The organism is Streptomyces sp. NBC_01429 (assembly GCF_036231945.1).
GTDB lineage: Bacteria > Actinomycetota > Actinomycetes > Streptomycetales > Streptomycetaceae > Streptomyces.
On sequence record NZ_CP109599.1, the window covers coordinates 4,394,967 to 4,415,897 of the forward strand.

Below are 20,931 nucleotides of genomic sequence, written 5' to 3' on the forward strand. Positions count from 1 at the left end.
CCGGCCGACCCCATGGTTGTACAGTTGCGCAATGTAGCAACTTTATTGATGGGTGCGGCCGCTGGGTTGGTTGCCTCCAGGTTTCAACGAGAGGAAGGCGAGGCGAAAAATGTTGCGTAACGGGTTGGAGCCATGGCACCTGCTGGTCGTGGCCGTCGTGATCATCGTCCTGTTCGGCTCGAAGAAGCTTCCGGATTCCGCCCGTGCCCTGGGCAAGTCCATGCGCATCCTCAAGAGCGAGGCCATGGCGATGAAGGAGGAGGGCGGCGGATCCGCCGCCGCCCCTGCCCCCGCTGCCGCGCCTGCCCCCGCTGCCGCCCCTGCCCCCGCTCCGACCGCTCCCGCCGCTGCTGCCGCTGAGGCGTCCGTGGCCGCGGACGCTCCCGGATCGTCCGCGGGCGTGACGACGCCCGCGGCCCCCGCGGCCCCCGTGACTCCTGTGACCGCCGTGGTGACCGACGCTCCCGTCACCCCGGGCGCGCAGCGCTGAAGCCGCGCGCCCGGTCCGGCGGTGCGCGTCAAGGGCTGGCCAGGTCTACCCCGTACCGCAGTGGCTCGCCCTGCACGCGCAGGTCGCGCCGGTAGACGAAGAGCGCGTCGACCTGTGCGCCGCCCGCCGGTCCGTCCAGTTCGCAGGGGTACGTCACCTGTACTACGGACGGCCGGTCGGCGACCCGCATCCGTACCCCGTCCGCGGGGCCGCCGTCGAGTACGGCGATCTCCCATGCGGTCTCTGTCGTCGTCGTTCCCGACGATCCGTGTGTCTGCTGCCCTTGCGTCGTCGTGTGCGCCCTGGCTTCATATCCCATGACAACACTTTAAAGGTTGCGCAATCTTTGAACTATAGCCACTTCAGATCGTTCACCAGCGGTTCGAGGGTGGCTTCCTCGTGGAGCGCGACCCCGTGCGCGGACATCGCCGGGGCCAGGTCAGGATCCCACTCCGCGCCGACCCGGGGCCCCGCGAGCGGCAGCGGCGGGATGCCCCGCTCGGCGGCGCGGGCCGCCAGAAGCTCGTAGTCCCCGGCGAGCAGCCGCCAGGGCCGCGCGTCGTACCGCCGCATGATCCGGTTGGCCAGCGCGATCCCCGGCCAGTCGAAGTCGCCGTGGTACGCGAAGCGGCAGCCGGTGGCGGCGAGCGCGTCGAGCAGCGTGAGGACGGCCGTCGTGGCGCTGCCGGAGGTGCAGACGAGCGGCCGGCCGCAGCCCGCGTCGGCGGCGGCCTCCACCACGCGCGGGTTCTCGCAGATCCGGACCAGCGTGCCGGCCGGCAGCGACAGCCGCAGCGCGCGCAGCTCGCGCAGGGTGAGCTGGGCCTCCGCGTGGTGCACGGCCCTTTCGCGCAGCGCCTGTTCGCGCCAGCCGCCGCCTTCTGGGCGCAGCCCGTACGCGAGCACGGTGCTGGATATCTCGTCCGGCGCCACCCCCGCCAGGCGCCACAGCGCGCGCCGCTCGGCCGCGCTGTCGGGGAGGGCGGCGCCGTGGGCGAGGGCGATGCCGCGCTGGACGAGCCGGGAGAGCCAGGTGCCGTCGTCCAGTCCGTGCGCGGATCCCGTGGCCTCGGCGGCGAGTTCACCCCTGCCCCGGGAGGTCCGGGTGCCCGGGGAGGTCCGGGCGGTCCGGGGATCGCGCGCCGGTCCGGCCCCGGACTGCTCCGGGAGCGCCGCCTTCGGGGCCGCCGTTGCCGGGACCGCCTCCGCCGGGGCGAGCAGTACGGTCAGCAGCCGCACCGCCTGGAGGAGCGTACGGGTCGCCGTGTCCGGCTCGACACCCGCCGGGACGCCCGCCCGCCGCAGCCCCTCGTACCACTCCCGCGCCCAGACCTCACCGGCCAGCGGCGAGGCGTCCAGGGCCGACGCCACCGACGACCAGATCCGCGCGCGGCGGGCGTCGGCGTCCGCCCGCACCGCCCGGCGGTCGGTGAGCGGCGGGCCGAGCGCGCCCAGGGTCTCCACCAGGCCGAGCCCGGCGGCCGAGGCGCGCAACCGCGTGTCGAGCGCGGCGAGGCCGACGGTGGCCGTCGTACCGGTGAGGACCTTGCCGTTGCCGACCAGCTGCGACAGCGCCGTTCTCTCCTGGGCTCCCAGCTCGGTCAGGCGCAGCGAGCCGGTGGCGCGCAGGCCGTTGCGCTCCAGGCGGGCGCGCGCCGCCTCCCAGAGCCGGGCGAGGCCGGGGCCCGCCAGCCAGGCGCGGGTCCCGTCGGGCAGGGCGCGCGCGGACGCGGGCGGGGTTCCTTCGGGCGAGGCGGGCGCTGGCGTGGTTCCGTCCGGGGCGGTGCTCATGAGGACACCAGGTGCCGCCGGTGGCCGTTCCACGTGTAGTGCAGTGTGGCCACCCCGCGCACGTGCGGGTCGCGCAGGCACTCGTAGATGTGCAGGGAGGGCACCTGCGGCCAGTTGCCCATCAGCCGCTCGCTGGTCAGGACGAAGTCCAGGTCCAGATCGACCAGGATGCGCCCGAGCCTGCCGTGGGTGGGCTCGTCCACCTTGGCGAAGGCGTCGTCCAGCAGGATCAGCCGCGGCGCGTGCGGAGCCGACTCGCCGAGGGTGGTGAAGTGCGCGGCCGCGGCGGCGAAGAGCACCAGGTAGGACAGCACGCGCTGTTCGCCCTGGCTGAGCCCGGTGCGGCCGGTGAGCCGGCGCCTGCGGCGCGGGGCCGCGTCCTCGACCACGAAGGTGTGGAAGCGGAACCAGTCCCGGTAGTCCAGCGCGGTCCGCAGATGCGCGGCGTAACCGGCCGACGGATCGGCCCTGCGGGCCTCCTCGATCCGGCGTTGCAGCACCTCGCGGAGCTGCTCGGTCTGCTCGCGGGTCCGCAGCCCCGAGGGGCTGCTGAGCAGTCCGACCGCCGCGCGGACGTCGGCGTCCGCGTCCTCGTCCAGCTTCCAGCGCAGCTCCACCCCCAGGCCGTGCGACGTCCGTACGGTCCGCAGGGTGTCGTTGAGCGCGGCGACCAGCTGGGCGGCGGCGATCACCTGGGTCGACAGATGGTCGCCGAGCTCGCCGGTGAGGAAGCGCCGGAAGACCTCGCGCTCGCGGTCGGTGAGCCGTCCGCGCGCCTCGGCGGCCTTGTCGGCGATCAGCGTGCCGACCAGCGCCACGTCGTGGTGGCCGTGGTCGTCCACCAGCCGGCAGATCTTGATCCCGTCCCGCTCGTCGAGCTGCGCGTCGTAGCCGCCCGCCAGTTGGTCGCGCAGCTCCGTGTGCCGGTTGAGCAGGGTGCTGTCCGAGACCTCGCGCCTCGGCGGGGTCAGCCGCTCCCGTACGGTGTCGGCCAGCTCGCGCAGGGCCCGTACACGGCTGCGGACATCGGCGCCCGGGGCGTGGTCCAGGGCCCGGCCCGGGGCGTCGTCCGGCGGCACCGGTCCGCCCGCCCCCTCCGCCGCGCCCGCCGCCGTACCGCCGATGGACCCGAGTCCGGCGCCGGACACCCCCTCAAGTCCCGCGCCGCGCACCACCTCCGGGCGGGCGAGGGCGCCGCGCAGCCGGCCGCCCGCCTCGATGACGGCGGCCTCCTGGCCCACCAGCACCTCACGGCAGCGCTTCTCGCTCTCCTCCGCGCGCACCCGCTCCGCGCGCACCTCGTCCAGCGCGGCGCGGGCCACCGGAAGGGCGCGGACGGCGGACGCGATCCGGCGCCCGGTCCGCTCCTCGCGGGCCAGGATCTCGTCCTTGGCCGAGCCGATGGTCTCTTCGAGCGTGCGGAGGGCCTGCCGGGCCGGGCGCAGCTCGTCGAGGCGGGCCCGGTACTCGCCCTCGGTCTCCGAGCGGTCCGCGCGGGCCCGTTCGTACCCGGCCTGTTCGGTCCGGCTGCCGCCGAGGCCCTCGGCCGTGCCGCCGACGGCCCGGCCGAGCTGGTCGAGGCCGCCGGCCAGCGCGGTCAGCGCGGTCCCCACGCGCGCGAGGCCGTCGGGATCGGTCGGCAGGCCGTGGGCGCTGGCGGTGGCCTCCGCCTCGCCGCGCGCGGCGACGGCGCGGGTGCGCGCCTCCTCGGCGGCGCGGGCGGCGCGGCCGGTCCTGCCGGTCAGCTCCCGTACGGCGTTCTCGTCGCCCTCCGCCCTGGTCCAGGCCCCGGCCAGCCGTCGGGTACGGGGGAACTCGCGCCACGCGTGGGCCAGTTCGCGGCGGCGCCGCTCGGCCTCGGCCAGCCGCTCCCGGTCGGCGGCCAGCAGTTGGTCCACCTCAGCGAGCCGCCGCGCCAGCTCCGCGATTCCGCGGCGGCGGGTCTCGGCGCGCACGGCGGCGCCCACGTACTGCGCGGCGTCCTTCATATGGCGGCCGCGCAGGGCGCCGAGCCGCCAACTGCCGTCGTAGTACGCGGTGCTCGTCGCGGCCGTCGCCCTGGCGGTGTCCTCCGCCGGGACCAGCGCGACGGCGGCCAGCACCCGGGCCACCCGCTCCGCGCTGACGCCGCTCTCCGGATGCGGGGCCGGCCGCAGCGCCTCGGCCAGCGTCGGCCCCCCGTGCGCCGGCACCCCGGGCTGGAGCAGGGTGTGGCGGATCAGGATGTCGCAGGTCAGCGGGTCGATGAGCGCGCCGTCCGCCGGGACCCAGGCGTCCAGCAGCCCGCTCGCCTCCAGAGCGGCCTCCAGCCCCGCCTGGGTGGAGGGGGAGAGGCCCTCGACGAAGTCCACCAGCCGGTACAGCGGCGCTCCGGTGCCCGGGGCGCGCCCGGCGGCGCGGTGGTACGGAACGGACGGCTCCGGATCCGTCCGCCGCTCCCAGTCGGCCTTCTCCCCGCTCAGCCGGTCGCGCTCCTCCTCGTACCGGCTGACGGTGACGGCGAGCGCGTCCCGGCGGGCCGTCAGCTCCTCGCCGTACGGATCCAGCGCGGCGCGGGCGGCCTCCTCGACGGCCGTGTCCGCCCCGGCGGGCAGCACGCGCTCCGCGAACGGCGCGTACGGGGAAGTCTCGTGGGCCACGGTGGCGAGGACGCCCTCCAAAGGAGGGCAGTCGGGACCGGCGGCCCCCGCCGCACGCCGCACCCAGGACGCGGCCTCGCGCGCGTAGAGGCGGCTCTCCTCGGCGATCGCCTCGCGGCTCTCGGCGAGGCGGCCCGCGGCCTGTTCCGTCTCCTCCTCCAGCCGTTCGCGGTCGGCGTCCGCGCGCGCCGCCCGCGCCTGCGCCTCGCGCGCCAGCGCGGCCAGTCCGGCGACGTCCTGGACCGTCCTGCTCCGGTTGCGCGCCACGGTCCTGGCGCCCTCCAGCCGCTCCCGCCAGGCGCGCAGCGCCCGCTCGGCGGCGACCGCGTCGACCCCGCCGGCCGGCGCGTGCCGGACGGTCCTGGTGCCGCCGTCGGGGTCGGTCAGCTCCTCGCGCGTCGCCCCGGCGAGATCCGTACGCGCCAGGGCGACCGGCTCGCCCAGGTGGGCGACGGGCAGCCCGGCCCGCTCGGCCTGGGCGAGCAGCGTCCGGTGTTCGGTGGCCAGCTCACCGAGCCTGCCGCCCAGCCGCCGCGCGCCCCGCTCCAGCCGCTCCGCCGCGTCCTCCTCGGCGCTGTGCGCCCTGATCAGGGCGGCGAACGCCGTACCGGCCGCGGAGCCCAGCGCCGTGACCGTGCTCCGGCGCTCCGACAGCTCCTCGACGCTCCGGTATCCCTCGCTCGCGCGCAGGGCGTCGAGTTCGGCGGTGGCGGCCCGCCGCTCCTCCCGCAGGGAGAGCAGCCGCTCGTCCGCCCCGGCCTCCCGGGCGCGCAGCCCGGCGGTCCGCTTCGCGGCGTCCCCGGCCTCGCGGCGGCGCTGTACGAGGGTGTCCAGCTCCTGGCGCACGCCCTCGGAACCGCGCAGCAGAACGCCCGTCAGATAGCCGCTGTAGGTGGTGAGGAAGGTGCGCAACGCGGTGTCGGTCCGCTCCAGCCTGCCCAGTTCCTCCCGGACGGCGTCCAGGTCGTGCAGATTGCGCGCCACCTTCTCCACGACCTCGTCGTCCAGCCCCGGCAGCGTCTCGCTGAGCAGCGGGACGAGCCCGCCGGACTCGATGCGGTCGCCCACGGTGGGGCGCCGCAGCCGGTGCAGCAGCTGGGTGAGGTTGCGGTAGCGCGCGGTGTCGGTGATGCCGAACAGCTCCCGGGCCACCCGCGAGCGGTGCTCGACGGCGCGGTCCGTGACGTTCTCCGCGCCGACGGCCTCTTTGAGACGGTCGAGGGGCAACGGTCTGCCCCCGTCCACCAGATGAAGGTCGGCGCCGACCCGCATCGGGGTGACGAAGAAGGACGGCACGGCCCTCTTGGTGGACTGCGAGGCGCGGATGGCGGCGCCGAGGGTGAGATAGCTGTCGCCGCCGCCGGCCGTCGCCCTGCGGAACTCGACCCAGAGGTAGCCCATCCGGTTCGTCCGCTCGAATCCGTCGAGCATCAGCCAGGCGAGCGTCGTCCGGCCCGTGCCGGTGGCGTCCAGGGCGCGGGAGTCGCCGTCCAGCAGGTACGGGAGGAGCATCTCCAGGGCCTTGGACTTGCCCGCGCCGTTCTTGCCGCGCAGCAGCAGCCGCCCGTCGCCGAAGGCGAACTCCTGCTCGTCGTACTGCCAGACGTTGCGGATACCGGCGCGGTGGAGCCGGAAGCGGGCGGGGGCGGCGGCGACCGCGCCGTCCGCGCCGGTCGAGCGCTGTGCGGGGATGGGGCTCGGCGGCGTGTTCGCGGGCGGCGGGGCCTGGGTCATGACGTCAGCTCCTGTTGTACGGCGGCGTCCGGTCCCGGCCCGGTCGCCTTCTTACGGACGGTGACGCGCGGCGCGTAGCGGGCCGCCGCCGCGAGCAGCACCCAGCCGGTGTCGGGGGCGCCCTCGGCGCCGAGGGGACGGTCACCGTGCGGACGGGCGCCGTGCACCTCCATGACGGAACGGCCCTCGGGGAGCGCGCCCTCGTACCCCTCCGGCAGACCGTGGCCCCCGGCCCTGAGCGACTCAGGCGGACCGGCGCGGGCCATCAGCCGCATCCGGAGCAGGAGGTCGAGGACGGCTTCGCGCAGCGCGGCCGGATCCTCCAGATAGCCGCGCTGCCAGCTGCCGCCCCGGCCGTACTCCGCGACGACCTCGGCCAGCAGCGCGTCCGCCAGACCGTCCGGGACGGCCACCCCGACGGTGAGCCGGCCGCCGGTCGCCGGATGCCCGGGCTCGTCCGGCCGCAGCCGCTCCACCAGCCGCTCGACCAGCAGGAGCGCGGCCTGCGCGACCGTACCGGTGCCCGGCAGCCGCAGATCGGTCAGTTCCTCCTCCGGATCCACCAGCGCCACGCCCTCGCCGCGGATCTCCGCTTCGAGCCCGAGAAGCTCGGAGAACGCCTGCGCCTCGCGCCGCTGCCGGGTCCGCAGCCAGTCCCGCTCGGCGTCGGTCAGCTCGTCCAGATAGACGGCGGGCGTCTCGACGAGCATCCGGCGTACGTACGTACGCGGGCCGCCGAAGCCGGGATCGGCGGCCCGGCGCACCAGATCGGCGCCGTCCCGGGCCTGGGTGAGCGGGCCCGCGACGATGGCGCGGGCGATCTCGCGGTCCACGGTGATCAGCGCCTCGCCGCCGTCCTCCAGCGCGGCCGCGCCCACACTGCCCTCGGTCTCCGTGAGCACGCCCCAGTCGACCAGCCGGCGCAGCGCGGCGGCCAGCGTCCGCTTCTCCGCCGCCCGGCCGGTGCCTTCCAGCTCCACCCCGGCGTCGGCGGCCGCCGCCTTGACATCGGCGACGAGCCGGGACAGCAGCAGTTGTTCGGGCGCGGTCACCAGGACGGAGAGCGCCAGGGCGAGACAGGCGTAGGTGTGCGGTGTGAAGGGCGTCCCGGTGGACCGCTCCAGGCGGTGCCCGGAGCCGGGGCCGAGCCCGGCCTTGAACAGCCGGGCGTACGAGGTGTCCACCAGCAGCCGGTATCCGAGCACCTGCTGGAAGCGGCCGACCAGCCAGTCGGCGTGCCTGCGGATCAGCGGGAACAGCTCGGCGTACGGGCCGTCGGCCGTCACCAGCGGGTGGGCGAGCAGCAGCCGCCCGGCGCTGCGGCGCTCGGCGGCGAGGGCGACGTCGTGTGCGGAGGGGAGCGTCATGAGGAACCCGCCCCGGCCCGGGTGTCGACGGTCCCCTCGACGCTCAGCTCCAGCTCGTCCAGGATCAGTTCGCCGTCGACCGAGCGCAGCACCGTACGGGTGTCCGCGACCCGGCGGACGGTGAGCCGTACGCCGAGGGCCGCGTCCTCGCTGCGGGCCGCCTCCAGGGCGAACCCGTCCGCGTACTGCCCGTGCTGCCCGTACTCCCGGTATTCCGGGTGCTCCCCATGTTCCTGGTGCGTGCCTTCCACGCTGTCCGGAGTCCCAGCAGTGTCGGGAGCCCCGCGCGGGCCGTGCAGCCGCGCGTTGCCCAGCGCCGTCGCCAGCAGTTCCAGCAGCAGCGCCAGGGCGGCCGACGTCAGCTCCACGCTCTCGAACCGGCCCGAGGCGCTGCGCAGTTCGTCCGCCGCCGCCCGCCGGTCCGCCGCCTCGGCGCGGGCGGCCCGCTGGAGCCGGTCCTTCTGCGCCGAGTGGTCCTCCACCGCCGACGCCCGGCCCCGCTGCGCGCGGCTGCCGCGCTCCCGGAGCGCCACCGGCACCTCGACCACCGGTCCCGTCCACCAACTCGTGTACGCGGGCAGCGCCTCGTCCGGCGCCGGGGGCACCCCCAGATGCCGGGCGCCGTACATCCCGAAGGCGGCCACCGCGATGTCGTGCGCCTCCTCCGGCGCCGCCTCGTCGAACCACCGGGCGAGCCGCAGCAGGTCCTTGCGCCGTGACATCTCGCCCGACGCCGAGCGCAGCATGCGCTTCGCGTTGGCGAGCAGCGACTGCAACGCGCGCAGGGTGGCGTCCCGCAACTGGTCGACCTGGCTGCCCATGCCGTCCTGATCGGTGAACCAGCCGCGCAGCCCCTCCCAGTCGGCCAGTTCACGTCCCCGGCTGCGCAGCACCCGCGTCTCGGTTCCCCCTCCCGGTGCCACCCCGGACAGCCCCCCGGCGTGCGCGTCGAGACGCTTCAGCAGCCCCGGCAGCTCCGGCCACAGCAGCTCCAGGACCGCCGCGATCCGGGGCGCGCGGAAGGACACGTCCTCCGTGATCGCCTCGACGTAGTCGAGCAGAAGCTCCTTGAAGCCCTGGTACTCCGCGCCGTCCAGGTCGTAGCGGGCGAGCACCTGGCCCAGGTACGCGTAGAAGTCCCTGACGGAGTCGGCGAATTCGCTGAACTGGACGAAGACCGTGCTGACCCGCTCCAGCGCGTCCTGCGGCTCCACGCCCTCCGGACCCGCCACCCGCTCGGCCAGCTCGCGCAGCCCGCGCTCGACCAGCGCCAGCAGCTCGCTGCTCACCTCGCGCGCCGCGTCGGCCCCCGCCAGGACCTCGTCCGCGTCGCGCTGGATCCGCTCGCCGAGTTTCGACAACTGGTAGCGGGAGCGGGCCCGCTGGTAGTCGGTGATGCTCGACGCCTTCACCGTATGGCTGCCGCGCAGCAGGTTTCCCCAGCGCACGAGCTGCTCCAGCCGGGCGGTGAGCGTCTCGGCCCCCAGCTCCCGCGCCGGGCCGGGGGCGCCGTCCGCCAGCTTCGCCAGCACGTCCGGCACGGCCAGGTCCGCCAGCAGCGTGGAGCAGAACACGCGCATGACCGCGACGTACTCCAGCCGCTCCGGAGCACTGAGATACGTGTACGCGGTCAGCCGTTCCCACGAGCCGTCGCTGTCCGCCGCTGGTTCCCGCATGACGAAGAGGCTACGCAGTGCCACTGACAGTCGCGAACGGCTTCCTCACCCCACACCGCGCGCCCGCGAACCGCACACTCCGCGACCGTATGACCATCTCACCGGCCCGGTCGGCTCATCCGGGGTTCGCGGATTTCGGGACGTACGGAGTGCCCGTGCCGTTGCCGGAGACGACGGCGAGGGTCGTGGTGCTGCCGGTGCCGTCTATCTCGATGATGGGGATGGCCTTGGCCATGGGGCTGCCGTTGTTCTTCACGGATATCCATCCGCTCGCCCCGGCCACGGCGTTGGCGTCATAAAGAAGGGACAGGTTCTGCATGACGTCCTTGCGCTCGATCTTCTGGTTCGAGTTCTCCAGAGGGACGGCCTTCCTGATCGCCTTGACGGCGGTGCGGACCGCGTCGTACCCCATGATGGCCTGGCCGTCGTCGAGCTTGTCGTCGCGGAACGCCGTCCTGAAGGTGCCGCCGGTCAGGAACGGTCCGATCGCGTTGACGTCGAAGAACCGGGGGGCCTTGGTCCACGCGCCGGGGTGGGCGAGACCGGTGTAGACGAGCTTGATGTTCCCCTTCAGCAGGGACCGCTTGACCTCGTTGAAACCGTCCGCCTGCAACACCTGTGAGGTGTCGTCACCGGAGAGCACCGTCAGCTCGGACCGGCTGCACTGGCGCTCGGCGAGCGGGGCCAGGAAGTCGGGCAGATCGCGTCCCCGGCCCGCGAAGTAGACGACGTCCGGCTTTTCCAGGCAGAGGTTCGGCATCTGGTTGCTGAAGTAGGTGGCGAGCCGGGTCTTGGAGGAGTCGTACTGCATGGGCTCCGCCGCCGCCAGCCTTCCCTCCGGGAACCCGGCGCCGAACTTCTCCGCGAGCGTCCTCGTATAGAGGTCCTCCTTGTTGGAGTCCTTGACGATGAGCACCCTCGTCTTCGCGTACGTCCCGGTCCCCAGGAACTGCACGGCCGCCGCCGCCTCGTCGGCGTTGGGCGGCGCCACCCGCACCAGACCGTCGGACTTCTCCAGCTCGTCGGCGGTGATCACGGAGCCGAAGGAGGCGATGTTCCAGCTGTTGAGCCGCGCGACCATCCCCTTCGTGTCGATGCGGCTGGTGCCGAGCCCGGCGACCGCGACGATCCGGTCCCCGTCCAGGCGCTCCTCGATCTGCCCCAGGGTGTACGCGTTCTGCTCGGGCCGGTTGCCGGTGTCGGCGAGCAGCAGCTTGATCCTGGGCGAACGGCCTTGGGAACGGCCGTGGTTCGCCTCGTGCTGCGCGGTGTACGCCCCCTCCAGCTCGTGCCGTACGGACTCGGTGTTCTTGCTGTCGCCGGGACCGGGGCTCATGCCCATCAGATAGACGACGCTGACGTACGGCGTGCCGCCCGTTTTGGCGGCCTCCTTGTCGACCTCACGGTTCTCGTTCTCGACCAGCTGGAACAGAGCGCGCAGATCCTTGGTGAACGGGTACGCGCCGTCGGTCAGGCCGACGCAGCGCGTGGCGTCGCCGGCCTCGACGCGCTTCACCCCCTCGGCGCAGTCGGTGGACTCCGGCCGCAGGAGCCAGACGGCACCGGCGCCGACGAGCAGGACGAGGACAAACCCGATGGCGACATAACGCCATCGCGGAATGGGCGGATTGGCGTCGGGTAGATCGTCTGCGAGCGACGTGGTCATGGCGCTGCTGCTTCCTCTCGGCGTGCCGCTGCTCTCTGCCTGTTGCTCTCTGTCGGCTGGTCTCTGTCGGCCGGGGCGGGGGCGCGGTCATGGCCGCGGCTCGTACCTCTCGGCCTCCCGGAGGAGACCCGCGGCGCCGCTGTGGGGCAGGGCGGCCAGCCGGTGGAACATCGCCGCGATGGTGGAATTGAGTTCGGGGGCGGAATGAGCGACACGATTACGGGGATCGGCGGCCAGCCACAGCGCCGTGACCAGCATGGTGAGCGACCAGTGCTCGTCGAGGGACGCGGGCGCCAGCTGCCGGGCGAGTTCCCGCACGCGGTCGGAGGGCGAGGGCCCGCGCCGCCCGGGGCCCGCGGGCGCGACCGGGACGCGCATGGGGGCGGCGGTGATGGCGTACAGCTCGTAGAGCCACTGATCGGTGGAGGGAAGCTCGCTGAACCGCTCGGCGAGATACGCGACGGTGCGGTCCAGCTCGTTCAGGGCGAGGGCGTGGTAGCGGGCGTCGAGCAGATGTCTTCGGGGCCACTGCTCGCGCTGGTGCCAGCTCCGCAGCGCCTCATGGGTGGTGACCCAGCCGGACGGGTCGTCGGGCACCTCGTGGGAGAGCGCCTGGAGGAGCACGAGCCGCAGCCAGGGCTGGAGGACGACCGCCGGTCTGCCCTCCTCCCGGCAGTGCTCCAGATAGCCGCTGCCCCGCCCGCCGCGCGAGCCTGCGTCCTCGGGGACCGGAGGGACCAGCCAGAGCCGCGCGTCGATGTCCCGGCGCAGTGTGTCCTTGGTGAGCTGGTCGAACTCCTCCAGCACCCCCGCGTCCAGCGCCGAGTCGAAGGCCCGCGCCGCCGCGCAGACCTGGAGCGCCGCCCGCTGCCCCTCGGACAGATCGCGCAGCAGATAGCGCCGGGCCGCCACGTCCAGCGGCATCGGGTCCTCCGGCGGTCCCGGCACCGGCGCGGCGGAGTCGAGGATGTGGCGCAGCTCCGCCGCCCCGCCGCCGCGCTCGACGACGATGGCGTACGCGGCGTCGAGCAGGGCGCGCGCGCTCCAGGGGTGCCCGTACGAGAGCCGGTGGATCAGCGGGGTGGTGTGGACGAGCGTGGCCGCCGTCCGCTCGGCCAGGGTGGTCACCTCGGGCTCGGTGAGATCGCGCAACCGCACGGGGTACCAATGCCACTTGGAGGTCGACACGGGACGCGGGATGCTCCTCCGCCAGTCCTCGTACGAGACCTCCTCCGGCGCGCGCAGGCGCAGCTCGGCCGGCAGGTCCGGGGCGTAGGGGCCCGGCACGGCGCGCGCGTTGGCGGCGGTCGCGACGACGAGCAGCGGGTCGTGGCCCCGGCCCAGCGCGGAGTTCGCCTCCCTGACGCGTACCAGCAGGTCCAGGAACTCCCGGCCCCGCGGCGCGTCGATGTTGTCCAGCAGCGCGACACACTCCTTGTCGCGCGGATGCCGGACGAAGTGGTCGCGCAGATCCTCCACGAAGGCCCCGCACAGCACCCGGTCGACCTGCTCCGCGTCCTCCGGCGCCTCGCTGCCGGCCAGTTCGTTCAGCCGCATCAGCGAGTCGACCGGCCGGTGCGGACCGTCGGCGTACCAGCTCAGCCCGGTGCGCCACATCACGGTGACGGGCAGCCTCGGCAGGCCGAACTGGACGAGTTTCAGCACGAGATTGAGGCCCGGCAGCGGTACGAGGTTGAGGTCCTGGAGCACGCCGAACGCCTCGACGGCCCCGTGGCCCCTCTCGTACGCCTCGGTGCTCTCCTTGGCCTGCCGCAGCGCCCGCTTCAGCTCCGTCCGTACGGTCCGGGCGTCCGCGCCGTTGAGGTTGATCGCGGTGTGGGCCACGAGCAGCCCGAGTGCCAGCCGGGGAAAGAGCACGGCGGGCTGGCGCGGAAAGCGGTACGAGAGCCCGAGCGCGAGCCGCGCCGCCACTTCGTGCGGTCGTTTGGCCGGTGCCGAGGCGAAGTCGTACAGGGCGTTGGGTCTGTTGGACGCCAGATAGCCGAGCCAGCGGAGTGTGGTGGTCTTGCCGCTGCCCCGTCTGCCGAGCAGGGTGATGACCGGAAGTTCCCGGCCCCCGCCCGTGCGCGTACGGCACTCGTTGAACAGACGGACCACGGACTTGACACCCTGTGGCCGTTCCGTCGGCATGGTTACCATGCCGCCCTCCCCCCGTTTTTTCTTTTGTGCGCGCGCTTCCACCATGGTTGAGCAGAGTCGCGTGTGGCTAGGGGGAGGGTGACCTGATTGTAGTAACTTCCTTACGCTCGGTGGTGAGGGAGAGGTGGAAGTGACGCGTGGGTGTACCTGGAATGTGCGCTGTGAGAGCGTGCGCTGCTAAAGCGTGCGCGCCAGCCGGTCCGCCATCAGCTTGATGAAACGCGACGGGTCGCTCAGCTCGCCGCCGTCCGCCAGCAGGGCCATGCCGTAGAGGAGTTCGGCGGCCTCGGACAGTCCGGCGTCGACTGTCGTGTCAACCGTCGAGTTGTCCGTCGCGTCGGCCGTCGAGTCGTCCGTCGCGTCGGCCTCACCCTCGGCGGGCGCAGCGTCGCTCGTGACGGGCGCCGCCTGATCCGCGTGGGCCTTCCGCAAGCCGCTGACCAGCCCGTGCGAGGGGTTGAGTTCGAGGATGCGCTTGATGCGGGGCACTTCCTGGCCCATGGCGCGGTACATGTTCTCCAGCGCCGGGGTCACATCGTGGGTGTCCCCGACGATGCAGGCGGGCGAGACGGTGAGCCGCGACGAGAGCCGTACCTCCTTGACGTCCTCACCCAGCTCCTTCGTCATCCAGGTCAGCAGCCCGGCGTAGTCCTGCTGCTGCTTCTCGCGCTCGGCCTCGACCTCCTTCTTCTCCTCCTCGGTGTCGAGGTCGACCTCGCCCTTGGCGATCGAGAGCAGCTGCTTCCCCTCGAACTCCGGCACGGACTGCACCCACACCTCGTCCACCGGATCGGTCAGCAGCAGCACCTCGATCCCCTTGGCCTGGAACGCCTCCATGTGCGGCGAACTCTCGATGGCCGACCGCGACTCACCGGTCATGTAGAAGATGTGCTGCTGCCCCTCCTTCATGCGCTCCACGTACTCGCTCAGGCTGGTCAGCTCCTCCGCGTCCCGCGTGGTCCCGAACGAGGAGATCCCGAGGATCGCGTCCCGGTTCTCGAAGTCGCTGAGGAGCCCCTCCTTGACGACCCGGCCGAACTCTTTCCAGAACGTCAGATAGCGGTCCGGGTGGGCGGACTTCATGTCCTTCACCGTGGACAGCACCTTCTTCACCAGACGCCGGTGCATGAGCTGGATCTGGCGGTCCTGCTGGAGGATCTCCCGCGACACATTCAGCGACAGGTCCTGCGCGTCGACCACTCCCTTGACGAAGCGGAGGTATTCCGGCATGAGCGCTTCGCACTCATCCATGATGAATACGCGCTTCACATAGAGCTGCACCCCGCGCTTGTGTCCCTGCATGAACAGGTCCTGCGGGGCGTGGGTCGGAATGAACAGCAGTGCCTGATATTCGAAGGTCCCCTCCGCCTGCATACGGATGGTTTCCAGCGGATCGGTCCAGTCGTGACTGATGTGCTTGTACAGCTCGTTGTACTCGGCATCGGTCACCTCGCTCCTGGACCGCGCCCACAGGGCCTTCATCGAGTTGATGGTCTCGATTTCACGCGGAGTCCCGTCCACGCTCTCGTCGTCGGAGGACTCGGCGGCCATTTTGATGGGCCAGGTGATGAAGTCCGAGTACCGCTTGACGATTTCCCGGATCTTCCAGCCGGACGTGTAGTCGAACAGCTGGTCCTCGGCGTCCTCCGGCTTGAGCCGCAGCGTCACCGCCGTACCCTGCGGCGCGTCGTCCACCGACTCGACCGTATACGTCCCCTCGCCGCTCGATTCCCAGCGCGTCCCCTGGCTCTCCCCGGCACGCCGGGTCAGCAGGGTCACCTCATCGGCCACCATGAAACTCGAATAGAACCCGACACCGAACTGCCCGATCAGCTCCTCGGACGTCCCGGCGTCCTGGCTCTCCTTCAGCTCCTTCAGGAACTTCGCCGTCCCGGAATTCGCGATCGTCCCGATCAGCTGCACCACATCGGCGTGCGACATCCCGATGCCATTGTCGCGCACGGTGAGCGTGCGCTCCTTCTTGTCGACCTCGATGGCGATATGGAGATCCGACGTGTCCTCCCGCAGCCCGTCGTCCCGCAGAACCTCCAGGCGGAGCTTGTCCAGCGCGTCGGAGGCATTGGAGATCAGCTCCCGGAGGAAGACGTCCTTGTTCGAGTAAATCGAGTGGATCATCATCTGGAGGAGTTGACGAGCTTCTACCTGAAACTCGAATGTCTCGGTCGACATGTGCAGGAATCCCTTTCCTTGTCAAAGCCCTTGGCAAAGCGGCAGCCCGAATCCGGCGAGCCACCCCACATCGTATCCAGCCTCCCCGCCACCGAGCGGGGGTACGCACGCGCGCGGTGCCGCCCGCACGCCACGACCGCGCTGGCCCGCTTCGCAAACCACCCAGGGGCCCGACCCGCGATGCGGATCAGGCCCCCGAGCCGGAGTTTCGGCTCCTACGCTTCGACCGCCGCCCGTTACGCCGGGTCGATGCGCGAGATGCTGCCGGCGATGTCGAGCACGTACAGCTCGCCGTCACCGTCCTCCACGAACGAGATGACCTGGCCGCCGCTGACTCCGAGGTCGTTCTCGCCGGTCACCTGGCCGTTCTCCACCTCCAGCGCGCGGACGGTGCCGTCGCAGTAGTCGCTGAACAGGTACTGCCCCTGGAGGGCCGGGATCGCCTCGCCGCGGTAGACGTATCCGCCGGTCACCGAGCAGCCCAGACCGCTGCGGTCGTACTCGTGGATCGGCGGTACGTGGTTCGCGGGCTCCGTGCCGCCCCGGAAGGCGTGGTTGCCCTCCATCTGGGACCAGCCGTAGTTCTCGCCGCCCTCGCTGTCCGCCGGGGCCCAGTCGATCTCCTCCCAGGCGCTCTGGCCGACGTCGCCGATCAGCAGGTCACCCGAGCCCGCGTCGAAGGAGAAGCGCCACGGGTTGCGCAGCCCGTACGACCAGATCTCGTCCTTCGCGTTCGGGTCGTCCACGAACGGGTTGTCCGGCGGGATCGCGTACGGTTCACCGCCGCCCGGGTCGATCCGCAGCAGCTTGCCGAGCAGTGTGCCGAGGTTCTGCCCGTTGCCGTGCGGGTCGCCGCCCGAGCCGCCGTCGCCGAAGGCGATGTAGAGGTAGCCGTCGGGGCCGAACCTGATGTCGCCGCCGTTGTGGTTGGAGTACGGCTGCGTCTGCGTGAGAACCGTGCGCCGGGTGTCCGGCTGGATCTCGCCGTCCCGTACGGCGAACTCGTCCACGTTGCTGGTGCCTTCGCGGTCCGTGAACGAGATGTAGAAGTGCGCGAACTCCTTGTCGAACGCAACGCCCAGCAGGCCGCGTTCGCCGTCGGTGGTGGTCTCGCCGGATATGTCGAGGACGGGCTCGCCGAGCCCCTGATCGTCCAGAACCCGTACGGTTCCCGCGCGTTCGGCTATCCAGACGGTGTCTCCGGGACCGGCCGCGCCGGCGATGGGGTTCTGGGCTCTGGCCACTTCCTTCAGTGTGACCTCTGCCGCCTGACGTGGGGCTGTCGCCTCGTCAGCAGACGCTGTGGTCAAGGCGAGGGAAGCGACGAGGCAGATGGTGCCGATGATCGCCGAGCTTCTGGTGCGAACTTTCACGTGGCCCTCCTAGAGGCAGCGGATGGAGAGGTAACCCCCGGCTGCTTGGGCGGAGTTGTGTGGGTGTCGCCCGAGTCAGCACGCAACCTGGGTGGGGCGATTGTGTGCCACTGACCATGGGTGGGGATAGAGGGGCAGGGGTGGTTTGGCTTGGAACACCGCTCCCACCGCTCCCACCGCTCCCCCCCCTCGATCTCACCGCTCCCACCGCCGCGGCCGGCGGGCCATGCGGAGAAGACCCGCCACCCCAACTCCCGGCATGAAACGTTCTATCCGAGTCATTGACGGTCGGTGGAAGGCTGCCCTAGCGTCCCCATCGACGTGATTGAAACCTTTCAACGGTCGACAGGGACGCGTATCGGCCCTCCGAGGGAGACTCGATGAACGACGGCACGCACAGCCGCAGACGCGTCCTCCAACTCGGCGCGGCGGCGGCAGCTGCCGCCGCCAGCGGCGGGGCCACCTCCTGGGGGCCCGCGTACGCCGCGCCGCCCGGCGATCCGGCGGCCCTCGCCTCCGATCGCCCGGCCTCGGACCGTCTCGCCCCCGGTCGCCTCGCCTCCGACCACCCCGCCGCCTACTCGCCCGCCCGGTTCGCCCGCCCCGGCACGGGCAGCATGCCGCTCATCCTGTGGTTCTGGAACGGCACGGTGACCCCCGCCCTCGTGGACACCACCCTCGCGGACCTGCGGGACAAGGGAGTGACCGAAGTCCTGGTCTTCCCCTTCGACACCCCGGCCCTGCGCCCCTCGTTCTTCACCGAGGCATGGTTCGACATCATCGAGCACACGCTCCGCGAGGCGGACCGCCACCACATGCGGCTGTGGCTGTTCGACGACGACTTCTTCCCGAGCGGCCGGGCGGGCGGGTTCGTGGTGAACGGCGGCCGGGTCGGCGACCGCGTCTACCGGCCACGCCCCGACCTGCGGGCCAAGAACCTGACCCGCGGCAGCGTCGAGGTCACCGGCGGTACGGTCGTCCGGCTGGCCGCCCGCGCGCTGTCGGTCGACGACGGACGGCTGACCGTGGACGCCGCCGCGTACGACGGTGTCCAGGTCCTGAAGGAGGGCACCGACTGGGCCGACTGCACGGTCACCGCCACCGTCCGCGTCGAGAGGGCCGCCGCCGGTCTGATGGTGCGCTGCTCCGATGCCCGCAACGGCTACCTGGCCGACCTGCGCGCGGACGGCGGCATCGACATCTGGCGTCAGAAGGACGGCGGCTTCACACTGCTGCACCGGGGCGACGCCACGGCCGGATTCGACGCCGCGGCCGACCACGAACTCGCACTCTCCCTGCGCGGGCCGGTCATCACACCGTCGCTGGACGGCGCCGCCCACCCGCCGGTGACCGACACCGCGTACGCCTCCGGCACCGTCGGTGTACGCGCCACCGCCACCCAGCGCTCCTCCTGGGACAGCCTCACCGTCACCGACCCGGCCGGCGCCACGCTGTATGACCAGACGTTCCAAGACCCGTCCGCAGTCGACGAGTTCGAGACACCGGCCGCCCTCGGCGAGGTCGTCGCCGCCGCGGCCCGCCCCGTCGGCGCCCTCGGCGACGGCACGGTCCCCAGGATGATCGACCTCACCGCCGCCGTACACGCCGACGGCGTCTGGACCGCGCCCGCAGGCCGGTGGCAGGTCGACCTCCACACCTCCCGGCCGCTCGCCGATGCCACCGGCAGCAGGCGGAACTATCTCGACCTCCTCGACGACGAGGCGGTGGATCTCTTCATGGACATCGTGCCCGGCGAGTACCTGCGCAGGTTCCCGTGGGCCGTGGGCGGTGTCCTGCGCGGATTCGCCGACGACGAGCCGTTCGTGGCCTCCGCGGACGCGGGATGGGGGCTGCCGCCCTGGTCCCCGAGCCTCCCGGCCGAGATCGGCGGGCTGGCCCCGAAGGCGGGCCTCGGGATCGTGCTGTCCGCTGTCCTCGACGACCTCGGCGACGAGGGGGACCGGCTGCGCGGTGTCTTCTGGCGCGCGGTCTCCAACCGGTTCTCCGCCGCGTACTACCAGCGTCTCGGCGCGTGGATGGGCGAGCGCGGTCTCGACGTCATCTCCAACCCGCTGTGGGACGAGTACGGACCGTCCGAGCAGGTCAAGAGCACCGGCAACCTCAACACCGCACACCAGTGGGCCCAGGTGCCGGGCACCGACCTGATCTTCGACCACTACCAGCGCGGGTACCACCGGATCCTGCCGCGCTGGCCGGCGAGCGCGGCCCATCAGACGGGGCACACCCGCGTCTACCTGGAGGCCATGGGCGGTACGGGGTGGAGTGTGACCCCGGCCCTGACCCGCGAGGTCATCGGGGCGTTCGTCGTCCGCGGAGTCAACAAGGTTCTGCTGCACGCCCGGTTCTCCGACCAGAACGACATCGTCTTCCCGCCGCCCTTCCAGCCCGCCAACCCGTGGTGGGACCTCTCCCGGCCGCTCAACGAGTGGATCGGCCGGCTGGTCGAGACGGCCCGGGCCACGGCCAGGGCCCGTACCGCGCTCCTCCAGCCGCAGCGAGCAGCGGAATTGCTCCAGGATCATCCCGAACAGAGCCGCTTCGACGAGGAGTTCACAGCGGCCGTCCACGCCCTGGAGGACGTGCAGATCGACTTCGACCTCCTGGACGAGGGCGCGCTGGACCGGGACCCGGCACTGATCGAGCACGCCCGGCCACGCGGCTCCCGGCTGGCCGTGGGACGCCAGGAGTACGGCATCGTCGTCCTGCCGCACACGCCCGTGCTGTCGGTAGGAGCCGTGGAGTCACTCACCGCCTTCGTCAAGGGCGGCGGCGTCCTGGTGGCGGTCGGCGAACTGCCGAAGCGCGAACCGTCCGGCCAGGGAGACAAGTTGGCGCGGTCCCTGGCAAGACTCTTCAACGGCGGCCGGGCCTCCGGGGCGCACCGGGCGAAGGACCCGGCCGAGGCGGCGGCGATCGTCGCCGCGGCGGGCGGGGCCGCCGCCACACTGGCGCCAGCCACCCCCGACGTCCGGGTGCTGCGGCTGGAACGCGTCGGCCGGCAGGCGTTCCTCCTGCACAACGAGCGGCCGGAGGCGGTACGGCTCACCGCGACCTTCCCGGCCCTGGGCGTGCCGGAGATCTGGGACCCGGACACCGGGGGGACCACGACGGCGGGCGTATGGCGCACGGCGGCGACGCGATCAGGGAACGGTACGGCCATCCCCCTGACACTCGAAGCGAAGGCGTCGCTGGCGGTGGTCTTCCGCCCGCCGACGCGCGAAACTCCCCCGCACGCGGTCGAGTCGAACGCACCGGTGGAGAACCTGACGGTCGACGGACGCACCGGGACCGGGACCGCCACCGTACGCGTCACCTCCCCGACGACGGTCCGGGTGGAGGCCCGGCACGGCGAGCGCCGCTACACCGGAACCCTCGCCGTCACCGACCCGCTCACCCCCGTACCGCTGGACGGCGACTGGAGCTTCCGCCTGGACCGCGACGGCGAGCGGGACACCAGCCGCCCGCTCGGCAGCTGGACGGATCTGGCCCCCGCGCACTCCGGCTCCGCCGTGTACGAACGCCACATCACCCTGGACGCCCGCACCCTGTCCGGCCGCCTCTGGCACCTGGACCTGGGGGAGGTGCGCGACGTAGCCGAGATCACCGTCAACGGCACAGAACTGCCCGCGCGCCTCTGGGCGCCCTACCGCGCAGACGTCACCACCGCCCTGCGCGCGGGCACCAACTCCATACGCGTACGGGTCACCAACACCGGCGCCAACGCACACGGAGACGCGGCCATCTCGGGCCTCCTGGGCCCGGTGACACTGCACCCCGAACGGCGCGTCGGAGTCCCTCTCACCCGTACCTCCGACTGAGGGGGC

At 72.4% G+C, this 20,931-nt stretch carries 11 protein-coding genes; 2 read left to right on the forward strand and 9 right to left on the reverse strand.

Translation table 11 applies throughout. From position 1 onward, the window contains the following. Positions 1-124: 124 nt before the first annotated feature. Positions 125-490 (forward strand): Sec-independent protein translocase subunit TatA, encoded by a 366-nt coding sequence (tatA, locus tag OG627_RS19235; protein WP_443073504.1) that lies wholly within the window; start codon positions 125-127, stop codon positions 488-490. Between the two features lie 28 nt (positions 491-518). Here the strand turns inward: tatA and OG627_RS19240 are convergent, their stop codons facing one another. From OG627_RS19240 to OG627_RS19280, 9 genes are all read right to left on the reverse strand, one after another. Beyond that, positions 519-809: a hypothetical protein gene (locus OG627_RS19240; RefSeq protein ID WP_329066745.1), complete on the reverse strand. Its 291-nt coding sequence runs from the start codon at positions 807-809 to the stop codon at positions 519-521. A 32-nt stretch (positions 810-841) separates the two neighbouring features. Further along, entirely contained in the window at positions 842-2,281 is a 1,440-nt protein-coding gene (locus tag OG627_RS19245) for a TIGR02679 family protein (RefSeq protein WP_329066747.1), read from the reverse strand. Next, a complete protein-coding gene (locus tag OG627_RS19250) occupies positions 2,278-6,654 on the reverse strand; it encodes a TIGR02680 family protein (protein ID WP_329066749.1) in 4,377 nt (1,458 codons plus the stop codon). Before OG627_RS19250 ends, OG627_RS19245 begins: the two co-directional genes overlap by 4 nt. Beyond that, positions 6,651-8,021, reverse strand: coding sequence for a TIGR02678 family protein (locus OG627_RS19255; protein WP_329066751.1), 1,371 nt, complete (start codon positions 8,019-8,021; stop codon positions 6,651-6,653). Before OG627_RS19255 ends, OG627_RS19250 begins: the two co-directional genes overlap by 4 nt. Continuing rightward, the gene (locus tag OG627_RS19260) at positions 8,018-9,697 is read right to left on the reverse strand and encodes a TIGR02677 family protein (protein ID WP_329066753.1); all 1,680 of its coding nucleotides are present in this window, start codon (positions 9,695-9,697) and stop codon (positions 8,018-8,020) included. The genes OG627_RS19255 and OG627_RS19260 overlap by 4 nt, the downstream gene beginning before the upstream one ends. A 115-nt stretch (positions 9,698-9,812) precedes the next feature. Beyond that, a complete protein-coding gene (locus OG627_RS19265) occupies positions 9,813-11,363 on the reverse strand; it encodes an ABC transporter substrate-binding protein (RefSeq protein WP_329066755.1) in 1,551 nt (516 codons plus the stop codon). Between the two features lie 87 nt (positions 11,364-11,450). Beyond that, positions 11,451-13,481 (reverse strand): hypothetical protein, encoded by a 2,031-nt coding sequence (locus tag OG627_RS19270; protein WP_329066757.1) that lies wholly within the window; start codon positions 13,479-13,481, stop codon positions 11,451-11,453. A gap of 219 nt (positions 13,482-13,700) precedes the next feature. Beyond that, entirely contained in the window at positions 13,701-15,713 is a 2,013-nt protein-coding gene (gene htpG / locus OG627_RS19275) for a molecular chaperone HtpG (RefSeq protein WP_329066759.1), read from the reverse strand. A gap of 236 nt (positions 15,714-15,949) precedes the next feature. Next, entirely contained in the window at positions 15,950-17,086 is a 1,137-nt protein-coding gene (locus OG627_RS19280; RefSeq protein WP_329066761.1) for a PQQ-dependent sugar dehydrogenase, read from the reverse strand. 380 nt (positions 17,087-17,466) lie between these two features. Between OG627_RS19280 and OG627_RS19285 the strand changes: the two genes are divergently transcribed. Continuing rightward, positions 17,467-20,925 (forward strand): glycosylhydrolase-like jelly roll fold domain-containing protein, encoded by a 3,459-nt coding sequence (locus OG627_RS19285; protein ID WP_329066764.1) that lies wholly within the window; start codon positions 17,467-17,469, stop codon positions 20,923-20,925. The last annotated feature ends 6 nt before the right edge of the window (positions 20,926-20,931 follow it).

Coding starts and splice junctions, on each gene's coding strand:
- OG627_RS19240 (WP_329066745.1), bottom strand. CDS start 809: ATGGGATATGAAGCCAGGGCGCACACGACGACGCAAGGGCAGCAGACA.
- OG627_RS19245 (WP_329066747.1), bottom strand. CDS start 2,281: ATGAGCACCGCCCCGGACGGAACCACGCCAGCGCCCGCCTCGCCCGAA.
- OG627_RS19250 (WP_329066749.1), bottom strand. CDS start 6,654: ATGACCCAGGCCCCGCCGCCCGCGAACACGCCGCCGAGCCCCATCCCC.
- OG627_RS19255 (WP_329066751.1), bottom strand. CDS start 8,021: ATGACGCTCCCCTCCGCACACGACGTCGCCCTCGCCGCCGAGCGCCGC.
- OG627_RS19260 (WP_329066753.1), bottom strand. CDS start 9,697: ATGCGGGAACCAGCGGCGGACAGCGACGGCTCGTGGGAACGGCTGACC.
- OG627_RS19265 (WP_329066755.1), bottom strand. CDS start 11,363: ATGACCACGTCGCTCGCAGACGATCTACCCGACGCCAATCCGCCCATT.
- htpG (WP_329066759.1), bottom strand. CDS start 15,713: ATGTCGACCGAGACATTCGAGTTTCAGGTAGAAGCTCGTCAACTCCTC.
- OG627_RS19285 (WP_329066764.1), top strand. CDS start 17,467: ATGAACGACGGCACGCACAGCCGCAGACGCGTCCTCCAACTCGGCGCG.